General features: G+C 74.3%; 21 protein-coding genes. 5 read left to right on the top strand and 16 right to left on the bottom strand.

Features of this window, described 5'->3' with window-relative positions; translation table 11 throughout:
- Window positions 1-26: 26 nt before the first annotated feature.
- From QBL21_RS18185 to bioB, 10 genes are all read right to left on the bottom strand, one after another.
- Window positions 27-800: an SGNH/GDSL hydrolase family protein gene (locus tag QBL21_RS18185; protein WP_407563261.1), complete on the bottom strand. Its 774-nt coding sequence runs from the start codon at window positions 798-800 to the stop codon at window positions 27-29.
- A gap of 57 nt (window positions 801-857) precedes the next feature.
- Entirely contained in the window at window positions 858-1,871 is a 1,014-nt protein-coding gene (locus QBL21_RS18180) for a hemolysin family protein (protein WP_407563260.1), read from the bottom strand.
- On the bottom strand, window positions 1,868-3,259 hold the full coding sequence (locus QBL21_RS18175; RefSeq protein ID WP_407563259.1) for a hemolysin family protein: 1,392 nt from the start codon (window positions 3,257-3,259) through the stop codon (window positions 1,868-1,870). The genes QBL21_RS18180 and QBL21_RS18175 overlap by 4 nt, the downstream gene beginning before the upstream one ends.
- 57 nt (window positions 3,260-3,316) lie before the next feature.
- Window positions 3,317-3,745 (bottom strand): GNAT family N-acetyltransferase, encoded by a 429-nt coding sequence (locus QBL21_RS18170; protein WP_407563258.1) that lies wholly within the window; start codon window positions 3,743-3,745, stop codon window positions 3,317-3,319.
- An 81-nt stretch (window positions 3,746-3,826) separates the two neighbouring features.
- Window positions 3,827-6,397: an FtsX-like permease family protein gene (locus QBL21_RS18165; RefSeq protein ID WP_407563257.1), complete on the bottom strand. Its 2,571-nt coding sequence runs from the start codon at window positions 6,395-6,397 to the stop codon at window positions 3,827-3,829.
- A gap of 6 nt (window positions 6,398-6,403) precedes the next feature.
- A complete protein-coding gene (locus tag QBL21_RS18160) occupies window positions 6,404-7,186 on the bottom strand; it encodes an ABC transporter ATP-binding protein (protein ID WP_407563256.1) in 783 nt (260 codons plus the stop codon).
- Window positions 7,187-7,423: 237 nt separating this feature from the next.
- Complete coding sequence (locus QBL21_RS18155; protein WP_407563255.1) at window positions 7,424-8,086, bottom strand: class I SAM-dependent methyltransferase; 663 nt, start codon at window positions 8,084-8,086, stop codon at window positions 7,424-7,426.
- Window positions 8,087-8,108: 22 nt separating this feature from the next.
- Entirely contained in the window at window positions 8,109-8,855 is a 747-nt protein-coding gene (gene bioD, locus QBL21_RS18150; RefSeq protein WP_407563254.1) for a dethiobiotin synthase, read from the bottom strand.
- Window positions 8,856-8,876: 21 nt separating this feature from the next.
- Window positions 8,877-10,181: an adenosylmethionine--8-amino-7-oxononanoate transaminase gene (locus QBL21_RS18145; protein WP_407563253.1), complete on the bottom strand. Its 1,305-nt coding sequence runs from the start codon at window positions 10,179-10,181 to the stop codon at window positions 8,877-8,879.
- Window positions 10,174-11,307 (bottom strand): biotin synthase BioB, encoded by a 1,134-nt coding sequence (gene bioB / locus QBL21_RS18140; protein WP_407563252.1) that lies wholly within the window; start codon window positions 11,305-11,307, stop codon window positions 10,174-10,176. Before bioB ends, QBL21_RS18145 begins: the two co-directional genes overlap by 8 nt.
- Window positions 11,308-11,452: 145 nt before the next feature.
- Here bioB and QBL21_RS18135 point away from each other — a divergent pair, with 145 nt between their 5' ends.
- Window positions 11,453-12,598 (top strand): 8-amino-7-oxononanoate synthase, encoded by a 1,146-nt coding sequence (locus tag QBL21_RS18135; RefSeq protein ID WP_407563251.1) that lies wholly within the window; start codon window positions 11,453-11,455, stop codon window positions 12,596-12,598.
- 23 nt (window positions 12,599-12,621) lie between these two features.
- Here the strand turns inward: QBL21_RS18135 and QBL21_RS18130 are convergent, their stop codons facing one another.
- Window positions 12,622-12,885, bottom strand: coding sequence for a DUF397 domain-containing protein (locus QBL21_RS18130; protein ID WP_407563250.1), 264 nt, complete (start codon window positions 12,883-12,885; stop codon window positions 12,622-12,624).
- Complete coding sequence (locus QBL21_RS18125) at window positions 12,882-13,754, bottom strand: helix-turn-helix domain-containing protein (RefSeq protein WP_407563249.1); 873 nt, start codon at window positions 13,752-13,754, stop codon at window positions 12,882-12,884. Before QBL21_RS18125 ends, QBL21_RS18130 begins: the two co-directional genes overlap by 4 nt.
- A 239-nt stretch (window positions 13,755-13,993) precedes the next feature.
- On the opposite strand from QBL21_RS18125, the gene QBL21_RS18120 reads away from it, so the two are divergent.
- Window positions 13,994-14,422: an ATP-binding protein gene (locus QBL21_RS18120; RefSeq protein ID WP_407563248.1), complete on the top strand. Its 429-nt coding sequence runs from the start codon at window positions 13,994-13,996 to the stop codon at window positions 14,420-14,422.
- A 51-nt stretch (window positions 14,423-14,473) separates the two neighbouring features.
- Window positions 14,474-15,424: a serine/threonine dehydratase gene (locus QBL21_RS18115; protein WP_407563247.1), complete on the top strand. Its 951-nt coding sequence runs from the start codon at window positions 14,474-14,476 to the stop codon at window positions 15,422-15,424.
- A gap of 43 nt (window positions 15,425-15,467) precedes the next feature.
- Here the strand turns inward: QBL21_RS18115 and QBL21_RS18110 are convergent, their stop codons facing one another.
- The 4 genes from QBL21_RS18110 to QBL21_RS18095 all read right to left on the bottom strand — a co-directional run bounded on the left by QBL21_RS18110 (window position 15,468) and on the right by QBL21_RS18095 (window position 17,815).
- Window positions 15,468-16,040, bottom strand: a complete 573-nt coding sequence (locus QBL21_RS18110) for a DUF6328 family protein (protein WP_407563246.1) — start codon at window positions 16,038-16,040, stop codon at window positions 15,468-15,470.
- A 29-nt stretch (window positions 16,041-16,069) separates the two neighbouring features.
- Entirely contained in the window at window positions 16,070-16,771 is a 702-nt protein-coding gene (locus QBL21_RS18105; protein WP_407563245.1) for a GNAT family N-acetyltransferase, read from the bottom strand.
- 78 nt (window positions 16,772-16,849) lie between these two features.
- Window positions 16,850-17,173: a hypothetical protein gene (locus QBL21_RS18100; RefSeq protein WP_407563244.1), complete on the bottom strand. Its 324-nt coding sequence runs from the start codon at window positions 17,171-17,173 to the stop codon at window positions 16,850-16,852.
- 6 nt (window positions 17,174-17,179) lie between these two features.
- Window positions 17,180-17,815, bottom strand: coding sequence for an ATP-dependent Clp protease proteolytic subunit (locus QBL21_RS18095; protein ID WP_407563243.1), 636 nt, complete (start codon window positions 17,813-17,815; stop codon window positions 17,180-17,182).
- An 80-nt stretch (window positions 17,816-17,895) separates the two neighbouring features.
- On the opposite strand from QBL21_RS18095, the gene QBL21_RS18090 reads away from it, so the two are divergent.
- Together QBL21_RS18090 and QBL21_RS18085 are read left to right on the top strand one after the other, a co-directional pair.
- Window positions 17,896-18,204: a type II toxin-antitoxin system Phd/YefM family antitoxin gene (locus QBL21_RS18090; protein WP_407563242.1), complete on the top strand. Its 309-nt coding sequence runs from the start codon at window positions 17,896-17,898 to the stop codon at window positions 18,202-18,204.
- Window positions 18,205-18,343: 139 nt separating this feature from the next.
- Window positions 18,344-18,874 carry a cupin domain-containing protein gene (locus QBL21_RS18085; RefSeq protein ID WP_407563241.1) on the top strand — a complete coding sequence of 177 codons (531 nt, stop codon included), beginning with the start codon at window positions 18,344-18,346 and terminating at the stop codon, window positions 18,872-18,874.
- The last annotated feature ends 176 nt before the right edge of the window (window positions 18,875-19,050 follow it).

The raw sequence follows: 19,050 nt of genomic DNA, 5'->3' as shown, positions 1-19,050 counted from the left end.
CGGCCTCGCTCGCGCGGGGGCGCGTGTCAGACGTCGTACGGCAGCAGCTCCGGGCGCTTCGGCGCGCGGCCGTCGCCGGAGGAGCGGCCGGTGAGCCGGCGGTGCACCCACGGCAGCAGGTGCGTACGGGCGAAGCGGATGTCCGCGGTCCGGCGGGTGAACCACGGCGGGTGTGCCGCCGTCGGCGGCAGCGCACCCATCCAGTCGTCCTCGGGGGCCCCGCCGAGCACCTGCCACACCGCTTCGCAGACCCGGCGGTGGCCTTCGGGCGTCAGGTGCAGCCGGTCGTCGTCCCACATCCGTACGTCGCTGAGCACCCGGGCGCCGTAGAGGTCCACGACCAGCGCGCCGTGCCGCGCGGCGAGGTCGTCGACGTGCGCGAACAACTGCTCCATCCGCGGTCTGACCCGCTCCATCACCGACCCGTTGCGCCCGGGGCTGCGCATCAGCACGAGCTGCTTGCAGTTCGGCGCCAGCCGCGCCACCGCCTCTTCGAGCACTCCGCACACCCGGCCCATGTCGCAGCGCGGCCGGATCGCGTCGTTGAGGCCGCCGACGAGGGTGATGACGTCGGCCTCCATGGCGGCGGCCCGGTCGACCTGCTCGTCGAGGATCTGCCGGATGAGCTTGCCGCGGACGGCGAGATTCGCGTACCGGAAGCCGGGCTGCGTCGCCGCGAGGCGGGCCGCGAGGAGGTCCGCCCAGCCGCGGTAGGTGCCGTCGGGCTGGAGGTCGGACATGCCCTCCGTGAAGGAGTCGCCGACCGCGACGAAACTGGTGTAAGGGGCGTTCGCGTCCATGGCAGCGTCGATTTTACCCGCAGCCGCGGACGGCCCTTCCGGCGGCCGGGCCGCAGGTCACGACTCCCGGCCGACCAGCTCGCGCAGTACGTCCTCCATGGTCACCAGACCCGTCACCCGGCCGTCCTCGCCGGTCACCGCGGCCAGATGGGTGCGGCTGCGGCGCATCGCGGTCAGCACGTCGTCCAGCGGCGCGCTCGCGCGCACCCGGGCGATACGGCGCATGGCCGTACGCGGGAAGGGCGTCTCCCGCTCGGCGGCGCCGAGGGCGTCCTTGACGTGCAGATAGCCCAGGATGCGGCCGCCGTCGTCCACCACCGGGAAGCGGGAGAAGCCGGACGCCACCGCCAGGGCCTCCAGCGCCTCCGGGGTGACGCCCACGGGCGCGGTCACCACGTGCCCCGTGGGCACCACCACGTCGTTCACCGGGCGGCGGCCCAGCTCCAGCGCGTCGCGCAGCCGCTCGGCGGAGCGGTCGTCGAGCAGCGCGGCCTCCGCCGAGTCCGCCACCATGCGGGCCAGGTCGGCGTCGGAGAACGACGCCGCGACCTCGTCGCGGGTCTGCACGCGCAGCAGCTTGAGCAGCGCGTTGGCGAAGGCGTTGACCGTGAAGACGACGGGGCGCAGCGCGCGGGTGAGCGCGACCAGCGGCGGGCCGAGCAGCAGCGCGGAGCGCACCGGGTCGGCCAGCGCCACGTTCTTCGGCACCATCTCGCCGAGCAGCATGTGCAGATACGTCGCCACGGCCAGCGCGATCGCGAACGAGATCGGGTGCACCAGCCCGTGCGGCACGCCCACGGCGTCGAAGCCGGGCTCCAGCAGATGGGCGATGGCCGGCTCGGCGACGACGCCGAGGACCAGCGTGCACAGCGTGATGCCGAGCTGGGCCGCCGCCATCAGCGTGGAGACGTGCTCCAGGCCCCAGATCACGCGGCGCGCACGGCGGTCGCCGTCCTGGGCGTACGGCTCGATCTGGCTGCGCCGCACCGAGATCAGCGCGAACTCCGCGCCCACGAAGAAGGCGTTGAGCACGAGCGTCAGCAGGCCGATGAGCAACTGGACGGCGGTCATGCGGTCTCCCCCCTGCCGGCGGCGGTACTGCTGCCGGCGTCGCCTGCGTCCGCCGCGTCCCCGGTGTCCTCGGACTCCGCGCCCGGCGGCGGGGCGTGCAGCAGCACGCGCGCCGCGCGGCGCCCGGTCGCGTCCACGACGTCCAGCCGCCAGCCCCCGACGTCCAGCGCGTCGCCGTCGGCGGGGATGCGGCCCAGCTCCGTGGCGACCAGCCCGGCCAGCGTCTCGTACGGGCCCTCCGGCACCCGCAGGCCGATCTTCGCGAGCTGGTCGGGACGCACCCGGCCGTCGGCGTCGAAGAGCATCCGGCCGTCCGGGTCCGCGCCGCTGGGCAGCAGGTCGGGCGTCTCCAGCGGGTCGTGCTCGTCCCGCACCTGGCCGATGACCTCCTCCACCACGTCCTCCATGGTCACCACGCCCGCGGTGCCGCCGTACTCGTCGATCACGACCGCCATGGAGCGCTTGTCCGTCAGCCGGTCCATCACGTGGGCGACGGGCAGCGTCTCGGGCACCAGCACCGGGTCCCGCAGCAGCCGGGTCAGCGGGTGGCGGGCGCGGCGGTCGGCGGGGACGCCGAGGACGTCCTTGACGTGCACGTAGCCGAGGACGCTGTCCAGGCTGCCGCGGTAGACGGGGAAGCGGGACAGTCCGGTGGAGCGGGAGGCGTCGACGACGTCCCCGACGGTGGCGTCCGCGTCCAGCGCGACGACCTGCATCCGCGGCGTCATGACGTTCTCCGCGGTCAGCTCACCGAGCCCGAGGGTGCGCACGAACAGCTCGGCGGAGTCGGCCTCCAGCGAGCCCTTCTTCGCCGAGTGCCGCGCCAGCGCGGCGAGTTCCTGCGGGCTGCGCGCCGAGGCCAGCTCCTCGGCCGGCTCCAGGCCCATCAGCCGCAGCACCCGGTTGGCGGTGTTGTTCAGATGGCCGATGAACGGGCGGAAGACGGCGCTGAACGTGCGCTGGAAGGCCGAGACACGCTTGGCCATGGCCAGCGGCCGGGAGATGGCCCAGTTCTTGGGCACCAGCTCGCCGACGACCATGAGGACCACGGTCGACAGCGCCGTGCCCAGCACCAGCGCGACGCTGGAGGTGGCCGAGCCGGGGACGCCCACCGCGCGCAGCGGGCCGCGGAGCAGGGCCGCGATCGACGGCTCGGCGAGCATGCCGACGACGAGGTTGGTGACGGTGATGCCGAGCTGGGCGCCGGAGAGCTGGAACGTCAGACTCCGTACCGCCTGGAGCGCCCCCGCCGCGCCGCGCTCGCCGCGGTCCACGGCCCGCTCCAGCTCGGCCCGCTCCACCGTCGTCAGCGAGAACTCGGCGGCCACGAACAGGCCGCAGGCCAGGCAGAGCGCCAGAGCCAGGACCAGCAGCAGCACTTCGGTCATCGGGTCACCTCCGTCTCATGATCACGCAGGGTCGCGGCCGCCGCGCGGCGACCGCGCTCACCCGGCCGCAAGCGGCTTGACCCAGCGGCTCCACTGCTCCTGGCGTACGTAGCCCCCCGCCTGCCACGCGTGGTGCGCCCGCTCGTTGCGGTTCAGCACCATCGCGTCCGCCCGCCGGCCGCCGGCGGCGGTGAACCGCCGCTCCGCCGCCGCCAGCAGCGCCGTGCCGACGCCGTGCCGCCGGTGGCCGGGGTGCACGGCGAGCCGGTACAGATGGCAGCGCCAGCCGTCGAAGCCGGCGATGACGGTGCCCGCCAGCTCCCCGCCGCGCTCGGCCAGCAGCAGCGCGCCCGGGTCGCGCGCCAGCAGCCCGGCGACGCCCGCCTCGTCGTCGCTGACGGACGTGCCCTCCGCCGCCGCTCTCCAGAAGGCGAGCACGGCCGGCACGTCCGCGGGCTCCGCGGCCCGGATGTGGAGATCGTCCATGCCCGGCATCCCATCACCGGCGGTCCGCCCGCGTCGACCCGATTCGGTTCACGCAGGGCGGGTGCCCCACCGGGGCCGCGGTCATTCGTGCGCGATGGCCGCCAGGACGTTGAGCCGGGACGCCCGCAGCGCCGGCAGCAGAGCGGCCAGCAGACCGACCAGCACGGACCCGATCACCACGGCGAGCTGCACCGTCCAGTCGATGGCGAAGGCGCGCATCCCCTCCAGCGCCAGCACCTCGTGCACCCCCGCGCCCCACGCCAGCCCCAGCACCAGGCCGAGCAGCGCGCCGAAGACGGCGATCACGACCGACTCCAGCCGGATCATCCGCCGGGTCTGGCGTCTGGACAGCCCTATGGCCCGCAGCATGCCTATCTCGCGGGTCCGCTCCACCACCGACAGCGCCAGCGTGTTCACCACGCCCAGCACCGCGATGATGATCGCCAGCCCCAGCAGCGCGAAGACCAGATAGAGCAGCACGATGATCTGGTCCCGGATCAGCTCCTTGAAGTCGGCCTGGTCGCGCACCTTCACCTGGGGGAAGCTTTCGAGTCCGCTCTCCAGCGACGCGCGCAGCCGGTCGGCGTCGGTGCCGCCCCCGGCGTTGACGAACAGGGCCGCCTCCTGGCCGCCGGGCAGGTGCTCCTCCAGGGTCGGCAGGCCCAGGAAGAAGCCGCCCGCCGCGCCGAACCCGCCGCTGGTCTCCTGCTTGGTCAGCGCGCCGACGGTCAGCTCGGTCCGCTTGCCGTTGGGGAACTCCACCTCCAGCTTGCTGCCCATACGTATGCCGTGGTCGCGTGCGAACCCGCGCTGGAGGCCCACGTGCCCGGGGGCGAGCGCGGCGCTGGTGCCGCCGGCGGCGTACTCCAGCCGGCTGACCTGGTCCAGCTCCTTGTCGAAGGCGCCCGCGCTGGTGCTGGTCTTCTCGCCGTCGGGCAGCGTCACCCGCAGCGGCGCGAACCGCTGGCGGACCACCAGGCCCACGCCGTCCGCGTCCTCGACCCGCGCGGTGACCTCGCGGGGGAACGGGCCGAAGTTGTCGCTCTGCACGATGAAGTCCGCGCCCAGCGTCCGGTCGATCTCCTCGTCGAAGGACTTCGTCATCGACGCGGCGGCCACCGACATGCCGCCGACCAGGGCCAGGCCCACCATCAGGGCCACGGCCGTCGCGCCGGTACGCCGCGGGTTGCGCAGCGCGTTGCGCTGGCTGAGGGCGCCGACGGAGCCGAAGATCCGCGGGAACCAGCCGCCCAGCACCCGGATCACCGGCCGCACCAGCAGCGGTCCTGCCGCCACCACGGCGAGCATCGTCAGCACCACGCCGCCCACCAGGTAGACCGCGGAGTCCCGGGTCCGGTCCGCCGTGGCGCAGAAGACGAACGACACCGCCCCGAGGACCCCGAGGACCGAGCCGATCACCGCCCGCACCCGCATCGGCCGGCCGACCTCGGCGATCTCCAGGTCGGCGAGGGCCGCCATGGGGGAGACCCGCGCCGCCCGCCGGGCGGGCAGATAGGCGGCGACGAAGGTGACGCCCACGCCCACCGCGTACGCGACGACCGGCGTGACCCAGCTCACGACCATCTCGGCCGCGTCCAGGTTCATCCCCAGCAGGCCCATCGTCTCGATGAGCCCGACGGCCAGGCCGATGCCGCTGAGCAGCCCGAGCGTGGAGCCCGCCACGCCGAGCAGCAGCGCCTCGGTGAGCACCGAGCGGCGGACCTGCCGCCGGTCCGCGCCCAGCGCGCGCATCAGTCCCAGCTCGCGGGTGCGCTGGGCGATGAGCATCGAGAACGTGTTGACGATCAGGAAGATGCCGACCAGCACGGCGATCCCGGCGAAGCCGAGCATCACGTACTTGATGATGTCGAGGAACGTGCCCAGCTCCTCCGCCGCCGACTTCGCCTGCTCGTCGGCGGTCTGCACGGCGTACTTCCCGTCGAGCACCGCCTTGACGCGCTTCTTCAGCTCGGCGTCCGACACCCCCGGTGCCGCGTCCACGGACACCGACGTGGCCAGCTTCGGGTCGTCGAGCAACTGGCGCTGCGCCGCCGCCGTGTCGAGATAGACCACCGCCGCGCCCGGGTTGGTGGTGGTGAACTTCGCGATGCCGACGACCTCGACCCCGAACGTGCCGGGCGGCGCGATGACGTTGAGCGTGTCGCCGATCTCGACGTTCTTCCGGTCGGCGGTGTCCTTGTCGAGCAGCGCCTCGCCGGCGCCCTCCGGCTCGCGGCCGTCCGACAGCTCCACCGGGCTGCGGTCGGTGACGTACCAGTTGGTGGCGACCGTCGGGGGGCCGGTGGTCCGGCCGATCGGCTCGTTCTCCGCGTCGGTGACGGTGAGGTTCTCCACCTCGACGTCGAGGTGGACGCCCTCGACCCCGGGCACCTTCGCCACGTCCTCGCCGACGGCGGCGGGCAGCGTCGGCACCAGCCCGGAGCCGAACCCGTGGTTCTGCTCGAACGCCTCCTTCGGGGAGACCGCGACGTCGGCCGCCGTGGAGGCGAAGAGCCGGTCGAACGTGCGGCTGACGGTGTCGGAGAAGATGAGGCTGCCGGAGACGAACGCCACCGACAGCAGCACCGCCAGCGCCGACAGCAGCAGCCGCCCCTTGTGCGCGAAGAAGCTGCGCAGAGTCGCCTTGAGCACGCCGCCTCAGCTCTTCCTGACGCCGTCGAAGCGCTTCATGCGCTCCAGCACCGCGTCGGCCGTCGGCTGCGGCATCTCGTCCACGATCCGGCCGTCGGCCAGGAAGAGCACCAGGTCGGAGTGGGCGGCGGCGCCCGGGTCATGGGTGACCATCACCACCGTCTGGTCGAGCCGGTCCACCGCCTCCCGCAGGAAGCCCAGCACCTCCAGGCCGGAGCGCGAGTCGAGGTTGCCCGTGGGCTCGTCGGCGAAGATCAGCTCGGGCCGGGAGGCCAGCGCCCGCGCGCACGCCACCCGCTGCTGCTGGCCGCCGGAGAGCTGCGAGGGCCGGTGGTCGAGCCGGTCGCGCAGCCTGAGCGTGTCGACCACCCGGTCCAGCCAGTCGGGGTCGGGCCTGCGGCCCGCGATGTCCATCGGCAGTGTGATGTTCTCCAGCGCGTTCAGCGTGGGCAGCAGGTTGAACGACTGGAACATGAAGCCGATCCGGTCGCGGCGCAGCCGCGTCAGCTCCCGCTCGCCCAGGCCCGTGATCTCCGTGTCGCCCAGCCAGACCCGCCCGGAGGTCACCGTGTCGAGCCCCGCGAGGCAGTGCATCAGCGTGGACTTGCCGGAGCCGGACGGGCCCATCACCGCCGTGAAGCGGGCGCGCCGGATCTCCACGTCCACCGCGTCCAGCGCGACGACCGCCGTCTCGCCGCCGCCGTAGGTCTTCGTCAGCCCGCCGGCCCGGGCCGCGACCCCGGTCGGCGGTCCCGCTTCGCGTCTGTCGAGTGCCGCCGGTGTGGACAATGCCGTTCCCCCATCGGACCGTGAGCTGGGCGCCAGGTGCGCGTTCCTGTCCCGCCCGCCGATGCCGTACGTCCGGCGGGCCCGTGCTGCCAGGCCGCCTGATCGAACGATTCACGCCGCCTGCCAGCGAGACTAGGCCGCCCGCCCGACCCCGCGCATCCCTCCCGGGTGGCACCTGTGGATAACCCGCTACTCCCGAGGGAGGACCGCCTCCTCCTGTGCAGGGCGCAGCGGCCGTCAGCCTCGCAGCGCAGTGCCCAGGACGTGGTACGAGGCCGGGGTCGGCGGCCCCTTCTCCGGCATCCGCAGCCGCCGGTACGCGCCGAGGGTGAACCCGGCGGCGGTCAGCTCGCCGAGCACGTCGCGGCCGGAGTGGCAGCCGCCGAGCAGCAGCGGCCACACCGTGCGGTCCGCCGCCCGCTGCACCGCCCGCATCACCCGTCCTTCGGCCCGCCCGTGCTCGTAGAACCGCAGCTCGCCGCCCGGCCGCAGCACCCGCCGCAGCTCGTCCAGCGCCCGCGGCACGTCCGCGACCGAGCACAGCACCAGCGAGGCGACGGCGGCGTCGAACGACTCGCTCTTGACCGGCAGCGCCTCGGCCAGCCCGGGCACCACGTCCACCGGCACGTCCGCGCGCAGCGCCGCCTCCACGGCGAGCTGCCGCAGGTGGCGCTCCGGCTCGATGGCGACGACCTCGGAGACGGCGGGCGGGTAGTGCGCGAAGTTCAGCCCGTTTCCGGCGCCGATCTCCACGATCCGGCCGGAGAGGCCGGTCAGCAGCTCCCCGCGCAGCTCGGCGACCCCGCCGCGCTCGTCGGCGGCGACGCTGAGGCGGGCGTAGAAGCGCGCGAAGCGCGGGTGGTACACGGTGTCCTTCGCGGCGCGCGGCGGTGTCGGCATACCGGCCTCCTGGCGAGCGGGGTCACTGCGATTGTCCCCCCGGGGGCCCGGCCGGGGCCTGCCGGGCGCGGAAGTCGTCGGCCTCCCAGTGCCCGCCGAGCGCCGGCGCGAGCCACCCGGGCGCCGCCACGCCGAACGCCTCGGGACCGTACGCGCCGGCGCCCTCCGGCACGGCGCCCAGCAGCGGCACCCGCGCCGTGGCCGGCAGGTCCGCCAGGTTGCACCGGGCCGCCAGATCCGGTTCCGCAGGCCAACTGCCGACCACCACGCCGGGGCACGCCAGGCCGCGGCGGCGCAGCGCCTCGGTGGTCAGCTCGGTGGCGTTGAGCGTGCCGAGCCCGGCGGCGGACACGACCAGCACCGGCGCCGCCACCAGCCGCGCCACCTCCGCCAGCGTGCCGCCCGCGTCGTCCAGCCGCACCAGCAGCCCGCCGGCGCCCTCCACGAGCACCAGGTCGTACTCGTGCCCCAGCTTCTCCACCATCCCCGCCGCGTCCGCCGCCGTGAGCGGCGGCAGCCCCGCGCGGCGGGCGGCCGTCGCCGGCGCCAGCGGCTCGGGGAAGCGGGCCAGCTCCACGGCCTCGATGCCCGGGGCGAGGCGCGCCGCCTCCTGGGCGTCGCCGGGTTCGCCGGGCGCCACGCCGGTCTGCGCCGGCTTCAGTACGGCCACCGAACGACCCCGCGCCAGCGCCGCGGCGGCCACGGCGGCGGTGACGACCGTCTTGCCCACCCCGGTCGAGGTGCCGGTGACCACGAGCACGCTGCCCATCGACTCGCCCTTCCCCGCCGGTCAGCCGGCCGCCGCCGCGGCGCGCACGGCGGCGCAGACGCGGGCGACGTCGGCGTCCCCCGTCACGTACGGCGGCATGGTGTAGATCAGGTCGCGGAACGGGCGCAGCCACACGCCCGCCTCGACCGCGGCCCGGGTGGCGGCGGCCATGTCCGCGTGGTGGTCAAGTTGCACGACGCCGATGGCGCCCAGCACCCGTACGTCCACCACCCCCGGCAGCTCCGCGGCCGCGGCCAGCCCTTCCCGCAGCCCGCTCTCGATGCGCTTGACGTCCTGCCGCCAGCCGCCGTCGGCCAGCAGGTCGAGCGAGGCCAGGGCGACGGCGGAGGCGAGCGGGTTGCCCATGAACGTCGGGCCGTGGGCGAGTACCGGAACCTCGCCCTCCGAGATGCCCTCGGCGACCCGGGGGGTGCACAGAGTCGCGGCCATCGACAGATAGCCGCCGGTCAGCGCCTTGCCCACGCACATCACGTCCGGGGTGACGCCCGCGTGGTCCGCGGCGAAGAACTCCCCGGTGCGGCCGAAGCCGGTGGCGATCTCGTCGAACACCAGCAGCACGCCGTGTGCGTCGCACGCCTCGCGCAGCACCCGCAGATAGCCGGGCGCGGTGAACCGCATGCCGCCCGCGCCCTGCACGACGGGCTCGACGATCACCGCCGCCAGTTCGTCCGCGTGCCGGGCAACGAGGTCGCGCAGCTCACGCTCGTACGCCCCGTCCACCGGCGCGTCGAAGCCCGCGGGCGGCACCCCGGCGAACAACTGCCGCGGCAGCACGCCGGACCACAGGTCGTGCATGCCGCCGTCCGGGTCGCAGACCGACATCGGCTGCCAGGTGTCCCCGTGGTAGCCGCCGCGCCAGGTCATCAGCCGGTGCTTGTCCGGCCGGCCGCGTGAACGCCAGTACTGGAGGCACATCTTGACCGCGACCTCGACCGACACCGAGCCCGAGTCGCTGAGGAACACGTGCCGCAGCGGCTCGGGCGTGACCTCCACCAGCCGCGCCGCCAGCCGCACCGCCGGCTCGTGGGTGAGCCCGCCGAACATCACGTGGCTCATCCGCTCCAACTGCCCGCGGGCGGCGGCGTCGAGCGCCGGGTGGCGGTAGCCGTGGATCGCCGACCACCACGACGACATCCCGTCGACCAGCTCGTCCACGCCCCACGCCGGTTCGGCCAGCCGCAGCCGTACGCCCTCGGCGGAGTCGACGACCAGCGGCTCCTGCCGGCCGGGCATGGGCCCGTACGGGTGCCAGACGTGCTCGCGGTCCAGGTCGAGCAGCCGCCGGGGCGGCAACGGCTCAGGCATTGGGCGGCAGTTCCGTGCCGGCCCCGCGGCGCCGTACGGCGACGAGGTCCGTACGCGCCGCCTGCGCCGGCTCGCCCGCGGGCGAGCCGTCCGGGAGCGCGTCGTCCGCGGCCGGCCCGCCGGCCCGGTGCGGCGGCAGCGTCGTCGTACCCGCCTCCTCCACCTCGAACCCGGCGTCCGCGATCATCTCCAGATCCGCCTTGCCCGCCTGCCCCTCGCTGGTCAGGTAGTCGCCCAGGAACACCGAGTTGGCCAGGTGCAGCGCCAGCGGCTGGAGCGTCCGCAGATGGATCTCCCGGCCGCCCGCCAGCCGCACCTCCACATCCGGGCATACGAACCGCACCATGGCGAGGATCTTCAGACAGCGCTGCGGCGTGAGGTCCCACTCGCCGCCCAGCGGCGTGCCCTCGAAGGGGATGAGGAAGTTCACCGGCACCGAGTCCGGGTCCAGCGCGCGCAGCGCGAAGACCACGTCGACCAGGTCCCCGTCGCTCTCGCCCATTCCCGCGATGAGTCCGGAGCACGCCGACATCCCGGCCGCCTGCGCCTGCTGCACGGTCTGCACGCGGTCCTCGTAGCCGTGCGTGGTGCAGATGTCCGCGTACGTCGCCTCCGAGGTGTTGAGGTTGTGGTTGTACGCGTCCGCGCCCGCCGACTTCAGCCGCTCCGCCTGGCCGTCGGAGAGCAACCCGAGGCAGGCGCACACCTCCACCTCCCCGTGCCGCTCCTTGATGGCCGCGATGGTCTCCGAGACCCGGTCGACGTCGCGGTCCGTGGGCCCGCGCCCGCTGGCGACCAGGCAGACCCGCTTGGCGCCGCCCGCCACACCGGCCGCCGCGGCGTCGGCCGCCTGGTCGGCCTTGAGCCACGTGTACTTGAGGATCCCCGCCTCGGAGCCCAGCCGCTGCGAGCAGTACGAACAGTCCTCGGGGCACAGCCCCGACTTGAGGTTGACCAGGTAGTTGAGCTTCACCCGGCGGCCGAAGAAGGCCCGGCGCACCTTCCCGGCCGCGGCGACGACGTCGAGCACGTCCTCGTCGGCCACGCGCAGCACGGCCAGGGCCTCGTCACGGGTGGGCGCCTCGCGCCGCAGCCCCTTGTCCACCAGCGTCGAAAGCAGGTCCATGGCGCAGATCCTCGCCCACCGCACCGGCCCGGGCCAATGGGGTACCGCACAACGGCCGCCCCCGTCTTCTGTGCTCATCGCCACACCGCCGCGCGCCCGCACGCGCATTACGGTGCAGACACAGCCCGCCGAGCCGAGGAACCGCATGCCCCGTCACGCCTTCGACTGGATCGACGCGCAGGCCGAGGAGCGGCGGCGCGCCGGTCTCGTACGCGCCCTGCGCCCCCGCGCGTACGACGCGCCGCTGCTCGACCTCTGCGGCAACGACTACCTCGGCCTCGCCCGCCACCCCGAGGTCACCGCCGCCGCGGCCGCGGCGGCCGAGCGCTGGGGAGCGGGCGCCACCGGCTCCCGGCTCGTCAGCGGCAGCACCGCGCTGCACGCGGAGCTGGAGGCCGAACTCGCCGCCTTCTGCGGCTTCGAAGCCGCGCTCGTCTTCTCCTCCGGCTACGGGGCAAACCTCGCCGCCGTCACCGCTTTGAGCGACCGCGGCACCCTCGTGGTCTCGGACGCGGGCAACCACGCCTCGCTCATCGACGGCTGCCGGCTGTCCCGGGCCCACGTCGCCGTCGTGCCGCACGCCGACGCCGACTCGGTGGCCAAGGCGCTCCACGGCTTCGCCGGACGCGCGCTCGCGGTCTCCGACGGGGTCTTCTCCGTCGACGGCGACGCCGCGGACCTGCCCGCGCTCGCGGCGGCCTGCCGCGCGTACGGCGCCGGGCTGCTGGTGGACGACGCCCACGGGCTCGGCGTGCTCGGGGACGGCGGGCGCGGCACGCCGCACGCGGTGGGCCTGGCGGGCGCGGGCGACGTCGTCGCCACCGTCACGCTGTCGAAGGCGCTGGGCAGCCAGGGCGGTGCGGTGCTGGGGCCGGCGCGGGTGATCGAGCACCTGGTCAACACCGCGCGGACGTTCATCTTCGACACCGGGCTCGCCCCCGCCGCCGCGGGCGCCGCGCTCGCCGCGCTGCGCCTGCTGCGCCGCGAGCCCGAGCGGGCCGCGGCGGCCCGCAGGACGGCCGCGGCGCTGCACGGCGGGCTGACGGCCGCCGGGCTGACGGCCGTACGCCCCGACGCGGCGGTGGTGTCGGTACGGGCCCCGGCGCCCGAGGCTGCGGTGGCGTGGGCGGCGGCGTGCCGCGCGGCGGGCGTGGCGGTCGGCTGCTTCCGCCCGCCGTCGGTCCCCGACGGCATCTCGCGGCTGCGGCTGACGGCCCGCGCGGACCTGACGGACCAGCAGGTGGGGACCGCGGTCGAAACGGTCGTACGCACGGCGCCCGCGGCCCCGTGACCGGAGCGGCGGGCGCCCGCGCGCTAGGCGTACGCGACCCGCGCGCCCCCGGCGAACTCGCCGTCCTTCACGGCCGCGACGAACGCCCGCCACGCCTCGGCCCGGAAGAGTAACGCGGGCCCCTCCACCTGGGTGGAGTCACGGACGGCGAGCAGCCCGCCGGAGCCGGCTCCCACGGGATAGGCGGCCTCGACGCAGTTGTTCGCCCCCGTACTGTGCGAACTGCGCCGCCACCTGAGGTCGTCGAGTGCCGTACTGGAGGAGACGTACCGAGGCATTGCGGTCATGGTGCCTCCTTTGCGCCCGCGCCGAGCGCGGCTATGAACGACATGGACTCCTCGTGCGAAAGGGCGCCTGCCTGTAGCGAAGCAAAGGCGGTCACATACGCCCGTAAGTCTTCTTTCCTTTCCAGGTGAAGGCTACTCATCAAATGGTCGACAACGACCACATCGAGATCAGAACTGCGCGAGTAAGAGAAGATAACGAAAGGTCCGGTGAGGCCGACGTGCTCTCCGGCGGAAAAGGGCAGGATCTGGACCCGTACGTGCGGAAGCGTGCCCATCCGCCGCAAGTGCCGCAACTGCTCCGCCATCACCCCCGGACCGCCCACGTGCCGCCGCAGCACCGCCTCGTCGAGCACCGCGTGCAGCCGCGGCGGGCGCGCCGCGCGCAGCACGGCCTGCCGTGCGATCCGCACCTCCACCAGCGACTCCACCTCGCGCCGCCCCGCACCGGCGACGGCCGCCCTGGTCACCGCCAGCGCGTACCGCCGCGTCTGGAGCAGCCCGGGGACCACCGACGTCTCCAGCGTGCGCACCGCGGACGCCTCCGCCTCCAGGCTGATGAAGTCCCGGTACGCGGCCGGCAGCAGCTCGCGGTACTCGCTCCACCAGCGGTCCGTGCGACCGCCGCGCGGCGCCGTGGCCAGCGTCTCCAGCAGCGTGCGCAGCTCGGGGTCGGTGACTCCGTACGCGTCCAGCAGCCGGCACACGTCCGCGGCCTTGGCAGCGGACCTGCCGGTCTCGATGCGGCTGATCTTCGACTGGTGCCAGCCGACCCGCTCCGCCGCCTTCTCGCTGGTCAGCCCGGCCTTGCCGCGCAGCCTGCGCAGCTCCGCGCCCAGCTTGGCACGGCGTACCGCCGGCTCGTTGCGCATGAGGCCCCTCCCGGCCGCTCATCCGAACGCGTCACAACGGCCAGTCTGCCGTCCAAATACGGTCTCTCGCGGCAGAGTTCACCGCTTCGAGCGACAGATATATGCATAACTTGGTGCAGCGCTCGCGCGCCGGGCACGATCGATGGCACCGTGACGCGAACAACAACCTGAAGAGGTCCTCGACTTCGTCAGGCACGCGTCTGAGTCCGGTACGCGCGTGCGAAAGGGACGGCGGCGCAATGGCAGACCAGCACGAAGCATCCGTCACCTTGCCTAGTGAGGCTGCTTCGGTCACGCGGGCGCGTAAATATGTCACTGACATTCTCGGGAAATGGGGTCTGCCGGAAGGCACGGAGGCCGCGGACACCGTCCGCCTGGTGGTATCCGAGCTGGCCACGAACGCCGTTCAGCACACCCGCGGGCAGTCGCCGACGTTCACGGTGCGGATGCTGCTCGTACGGGAGCAGTTGCGCGTCGGCGTCAGCGACAGCCACCCGCGCTGGCCCCGCCGGCTGCCGGCCGCCGTCCAGCAGGACAACGGGCGCGGCCTGGTCATCATCCGGTGCCTCGTCGCGGAGTGGGGCGGACGGCTGTCCATCACGCCGACGGCGGACGGGGGCAAGACGGTGTGGATCGCCCTGCCCTGGCGCGCGGCGCCCGTGCCCTGAGCTACGCCCCCCGGTCACGCCCGCGGCGCCGCGCTGGTCCACCCTGGAAGCATGACCGACCAGCCCCTCAGCCACGAGGACGTCCACGCCGCCGCGCAGCGCATCGCCGGCCGGGTCCGCCCGGTCGCCGTCGCACCCGCGGGCACCGAGGTGGTACCGGACGCCGACGTGTGGTTCGCGCTCGAATTCCTCCAGCACACCGGCTCCTTCAAGGCGCGCGGCGCGCTGAACTTCACCGCCGCCCACGCCGCCGCCGGCACCATGCCGGACGCCGGCGTGCTCATCGCCTCCGGCGGCAACGCCGGGCTCGCCTGCGCCTGGGCCGCCGCCCGCCACGGCGTCCCCGCGCACGTCTTCCTGCCCGCCACCGCACCGGAGTTCAAGGTCGAGCGGCTACGCGGCCTCGGCGCCGACGTACGGCTGACGGGCCGGACGTACGGCGAGGCGCTGGCCGCGTCCCGCACGATGGCCGAGGAGACCGGCGCACTCGCCTCCCACGCCTACGACCACCCGCTGATCTCCGCCGGCGCCGGGACCCTGCTGCCGGAGATCGTGGCCGCGGTGCCCGGCGGCGTCGACACCGTCGTGGTCGCGGTCGGCGGCGGCGGGCTGTTCGCGGGCGTCGCGGCAGCCGCCGCGCGGCAGGGGATCGGCGTCGTCGCCGTCGAACCGGAGAACTGCCGGGCGCTGAACGCGGCGCTGGCGGCCGGCGAGGTGGTGGACGTCCCGGTCGACTCCGTCGCCGCGGACTCCCTGGGCGCGTCCCGTACCTCGCGCGACGCGCTGGCCTGGGCGCAGCGGCCGGGCACCACCTCGGTGCTCGTCGCCGACGCCGACATCGCGGCGGCCCGGCGGCGGCTCTGGGACGAGCACCGGCTCGTCGTCGAGCACGCCGCGGGCGCGGCGCTCGCGGCGCTGACCACGGGCGCGTACAAGCCGCGGGCGGGGGAGCGGGTGGCCGTCGTGCTCTGCGGCGCGAACACCGACCCGGGCACCCTCTGACGCCCCGGGCCGGCGTCCTTGAGAGCGTGCGGGTGCGCCGGGCTCAGCCCGGCCCGTCGTCCTTCCTCGACGCGCGGGAGGCGAGGCTCCGGCTCAGGCCCCACGGCAGCGCCGCCCAGAGCCCCGCGATGAACAACAGCACCGACGCGCCCGCCGCGATCCCCGCCGTGCGCCCCAGGACCACGTCCACCACGAGCGTCACGGCCCCGGTCAGCGCGAGCGCCAGCACGCCGAGACCCGCCGCCGCCAGCCGCGAGGAAACGTCGACGATGCGCCGTTTCGCGCCGCGCCGGAACAGCCCCCGGTGCACCGCGGCGGGCGCGGTGAAGAGCACCGCCGCACCCACGGACAGCAGCAGCGTCGTCACGTACGTGCCGCGCTGGAGCGAGTCCAGTTCGGTGAAGCGCTCGGTGAACGCGAGCGTCAGCAGGAAGGCGAAGAGGATCTGTACGCCCGTCTGCGTCACCCGCAGTTCCTGGAGCAGCTCCACGAAGTTGCGGTCGTCCCGCTCCAGCGGGGTCTCGCGGCGCACGTCCGCCGCGAACTCCGCATGATCCGCCACCCGTCCGGCCGGCGTCGTCGTGCCGTTGTCGTCCTCGCTCCGGTCTCGCTCCATGTCCTACCCGGTTGCCCGATCGGCCCGTTCTACTCCTCGTCTACCACCAGCAGCGCCTCCGCGCCCACCGGGCGGAACCCGGCGGCCAGGAACGCCCGCACGCTCGCCGCGTTGCCCGGCGCCACCTGCGCCCACAGCGGCTCGCCCGGCGGCACCAGGTGCCGGGCCGCCGTCGCCAGCCGCCGGCCGAGACCGCGCCCCCGGGCGCCCGGCTCCACCTCCACGGCGGCCTCCCAGCGCCCGGCCACGCCGCGGCCGAGCAGCACGGTGGCGCCGGGGACGGTCCAGGCGCGTACGTCGTCGCGGTGGCGCAGGGCGCGGCGCAGCCGGGGATGGGAGCCGTCGGTGTCGGGGGCGAGCGGCAGCGGCGCCGGGCCGGGCAGGGGGTCGGCGACGAGCAGGGCGTCGATGTTGTTCACGGTGCGGCCGAGACGGGCGGTGAGGGCGTCGAGGAACGGCGGGTTCAGCGGGGCGGACAGGTCGTCGGCGGGCAGCAGGCCGCGTATCCACGCCGGGTCGGCGTCGGCGAAGACGACGTTGCTGCCGGTGAGGGCGAGGACGCCGGCGTCCCGGGGCGACGGCTGCGGCAGCACGGTCACCGCGCCGTCCGGCGGCGGGAAGTCGCCGCGGGCGGCGGCGGCCAGCAGCGCGGCGAGCCGGCCGCCGTCCGGTCCGCCGGTTCCGTAGGAGAGCGTCGTGGCGGGTGCGGGATCACCGGGCTGCGGACACATGGCGGCTTGCTCCTCGATGCGCGGCGGGCGGAACGCGGCCAACCTACCCGGCCGTACGAAACCCGGGCCGGCCGACCGTCACGGCGCCCCGTCGGGCTCCCGCGGCCCCGGCGGCACCGCCACCAGCCGGCAGCGCCGCTCCCCGTCGAGCACCCGCAGCGCCCGCGCCATCGTCGAGGCGTGGATCCGGGTCTCGCGCCGCTCGTGCATCAGCGCCAGCGCGTCCCGCAGCCCGACGGCGGTGCGGACGAGCGCCTGCGCGGCGCGCAGCCCCGCGTACGTGTCCGCGCCGCGCGCGGGATTGATCCGGCCCAACTGGTCGACGGCGTCAAGATAGCGGTCGATCAGCTCCGCCTCCGCGCGCGTGAGCGCGGGCAGCGGCGGCAGTTCGGGCGGCAGCACGGCCGCTCACCTGCCGTAGCGGGGCGTGCTCGGGCCCTTGCGGCTCTCGGTCAGCCGGTCGGCCAGCCCGTACGCGACGGCCGCCGGGGCGTCGAGGATCTTGTCGCGCTCGATGTCCTCGCGGATCTGCTCGATCGGGGTCCCGGAGTGTTTGGCGAGGAGTTCTTCCAGAAGCTCGCGATGGCGCAGCAGCTCCTTCGCGTGGATCTCCAGGTCGGTCGCCTGCCCGCGCACCGGCTCCGCGAACGACGGCTGGTGGATGAGGACCCGCGCCCCGGGCAGCACGTACCGCTTGCCGGGGGTGCCGGCGGCCAGCAGCACGGCGGCGGCGGACGCCGCCTGGCCGAGGCAGACGGTCTCGATGTCGCTGGTGACGAACTGCATCGTGTCGTAGATCGCGGTCATCGCCGTGAACGAGCCGCCGGGCGAGTTGATGTACAGCGAGATGTCCTGGTCGGGCGCGGCGTGCTCCAGGTGCATCAGCTGGGCCATCACGTCGTTCGCCGAGGTGTCGTCCACCTGTGTGCCCAGGAAGACGATGCGCTCCTCGAGCAGCTTCGAGTACGGATCCTGCGTGCGCACCCCGCTGCTCGTCCGCTCGGTGAACTCCGGCAGCACGTAGCGCGCCGTGGGGCTGTCCATGGCCGTCAGCACCTCTCCCTCTCGCTTGCGCGACCCACCGTACGAAATGTACAGGACGTACATCCGGTTATGCTGGGAGCATGGCGTACGAAATCCCGGTGACGCAAGCCCGCGCAGAGCTGGCCGACCTGATCAACCGCGTGGTCTACGGCGGCGAGCGGGTCGTGGTCACCCGCCACGGCCGACCCCTCGTGGCCCTGGTCTCCGCCGCCGACCTGGAGAAACTCGAAAATCCCGAGCACCCGGCGGCCGAGGAGCAGGTGATCACCACGGTCTCCGGCGTGCACCAGTCCCGCAGCGCCGGATCTGCCACGGGCGAACGCCGCTTCGGCATCGCCGCCGAACACCGCACCCCCGACCCCCGCGCGAGCGGCGAGGGCCCCGCCTAGTCCCTCCGGCGCGACGACGCCGCTCCGGCCTAGGTCCGCGGGTCTCGGCCCGCCGCCGGCGAAGATCATCCGGTTGCCCGATGCCGCCTGGGCGGCGCCCGGGACACGATGCCGGAGGACCGCCGGAAGGAGCGCACCCATGTCGTACCCCGAAGACCTCGCCTACCCCGAGCCCCGCTACCACGGTGGGAAGGGCGAGGTGAACGCGGTGTTCCGGCCCGCCGATGCCCCGCCGGACATCACCTCGCCCGGCGGCTTCACCCGCTACCTCGCCACCGAGGGGTCCACCGGCGGCGAGTTCGGGCTCTACGACGTGCAACTGGGTCCGCGCTCGCCGGGAGCCAGAACGCACTTCCACAAGGCGATGTCGGAGTCCTTCTACGTGATCTCCGGCGAGCTGGAGCTGTACGACGGCGACCGGTGGGTGACGGGAGGCAGCGGGGACTTCCTGTATGTGCCGGTCGGCGGGCTGCACGCCTTCAGGAACGCCACCGACGAGCCAGTCCGGATGCTCATGCTCTTCTCCCCGGGCGCGCCGCGCGAGGAGTACTTCGAGCGGGTCGCGCAGATGTCGCGGCGCGGCGGCGAGGAGCTGAAGCAGTTCCGCGTCCGGCACGACAGCTTCTTCGTGGAGGACTTCGAGGACGGCGAGTGGGTGCCGTCGGGCTAGCGCAGGTCAGCGGGGGGCCTGTGGTGCGTAGGCACCAGGACGCCCCGGTGACTGGTCCGGGCGCACCAGGCGAAGACGGCCACGGCAGACGATGTCCCGCCGGGCGCCGGCCGGGAGTGTGGGAAGGGCGCGAGATCTCGCGCATTCCCCGTTCCTAGCGGTGTCTGGAGTGATCG

It is taken from the genome of Streptomyces sp. 184, assembly GCF_045781775.1.
Taxonomy (GTDB): domain Bacteria; phylum Actinomycetota; class Actinomycetes; order Streptomycetales; family Streptomycetaceae; genus Streptomyces.
Note: the sequence above shows the minus strand (reverse complement) of the source record. Positions and strands in the feature narration are given on the sequence as shown.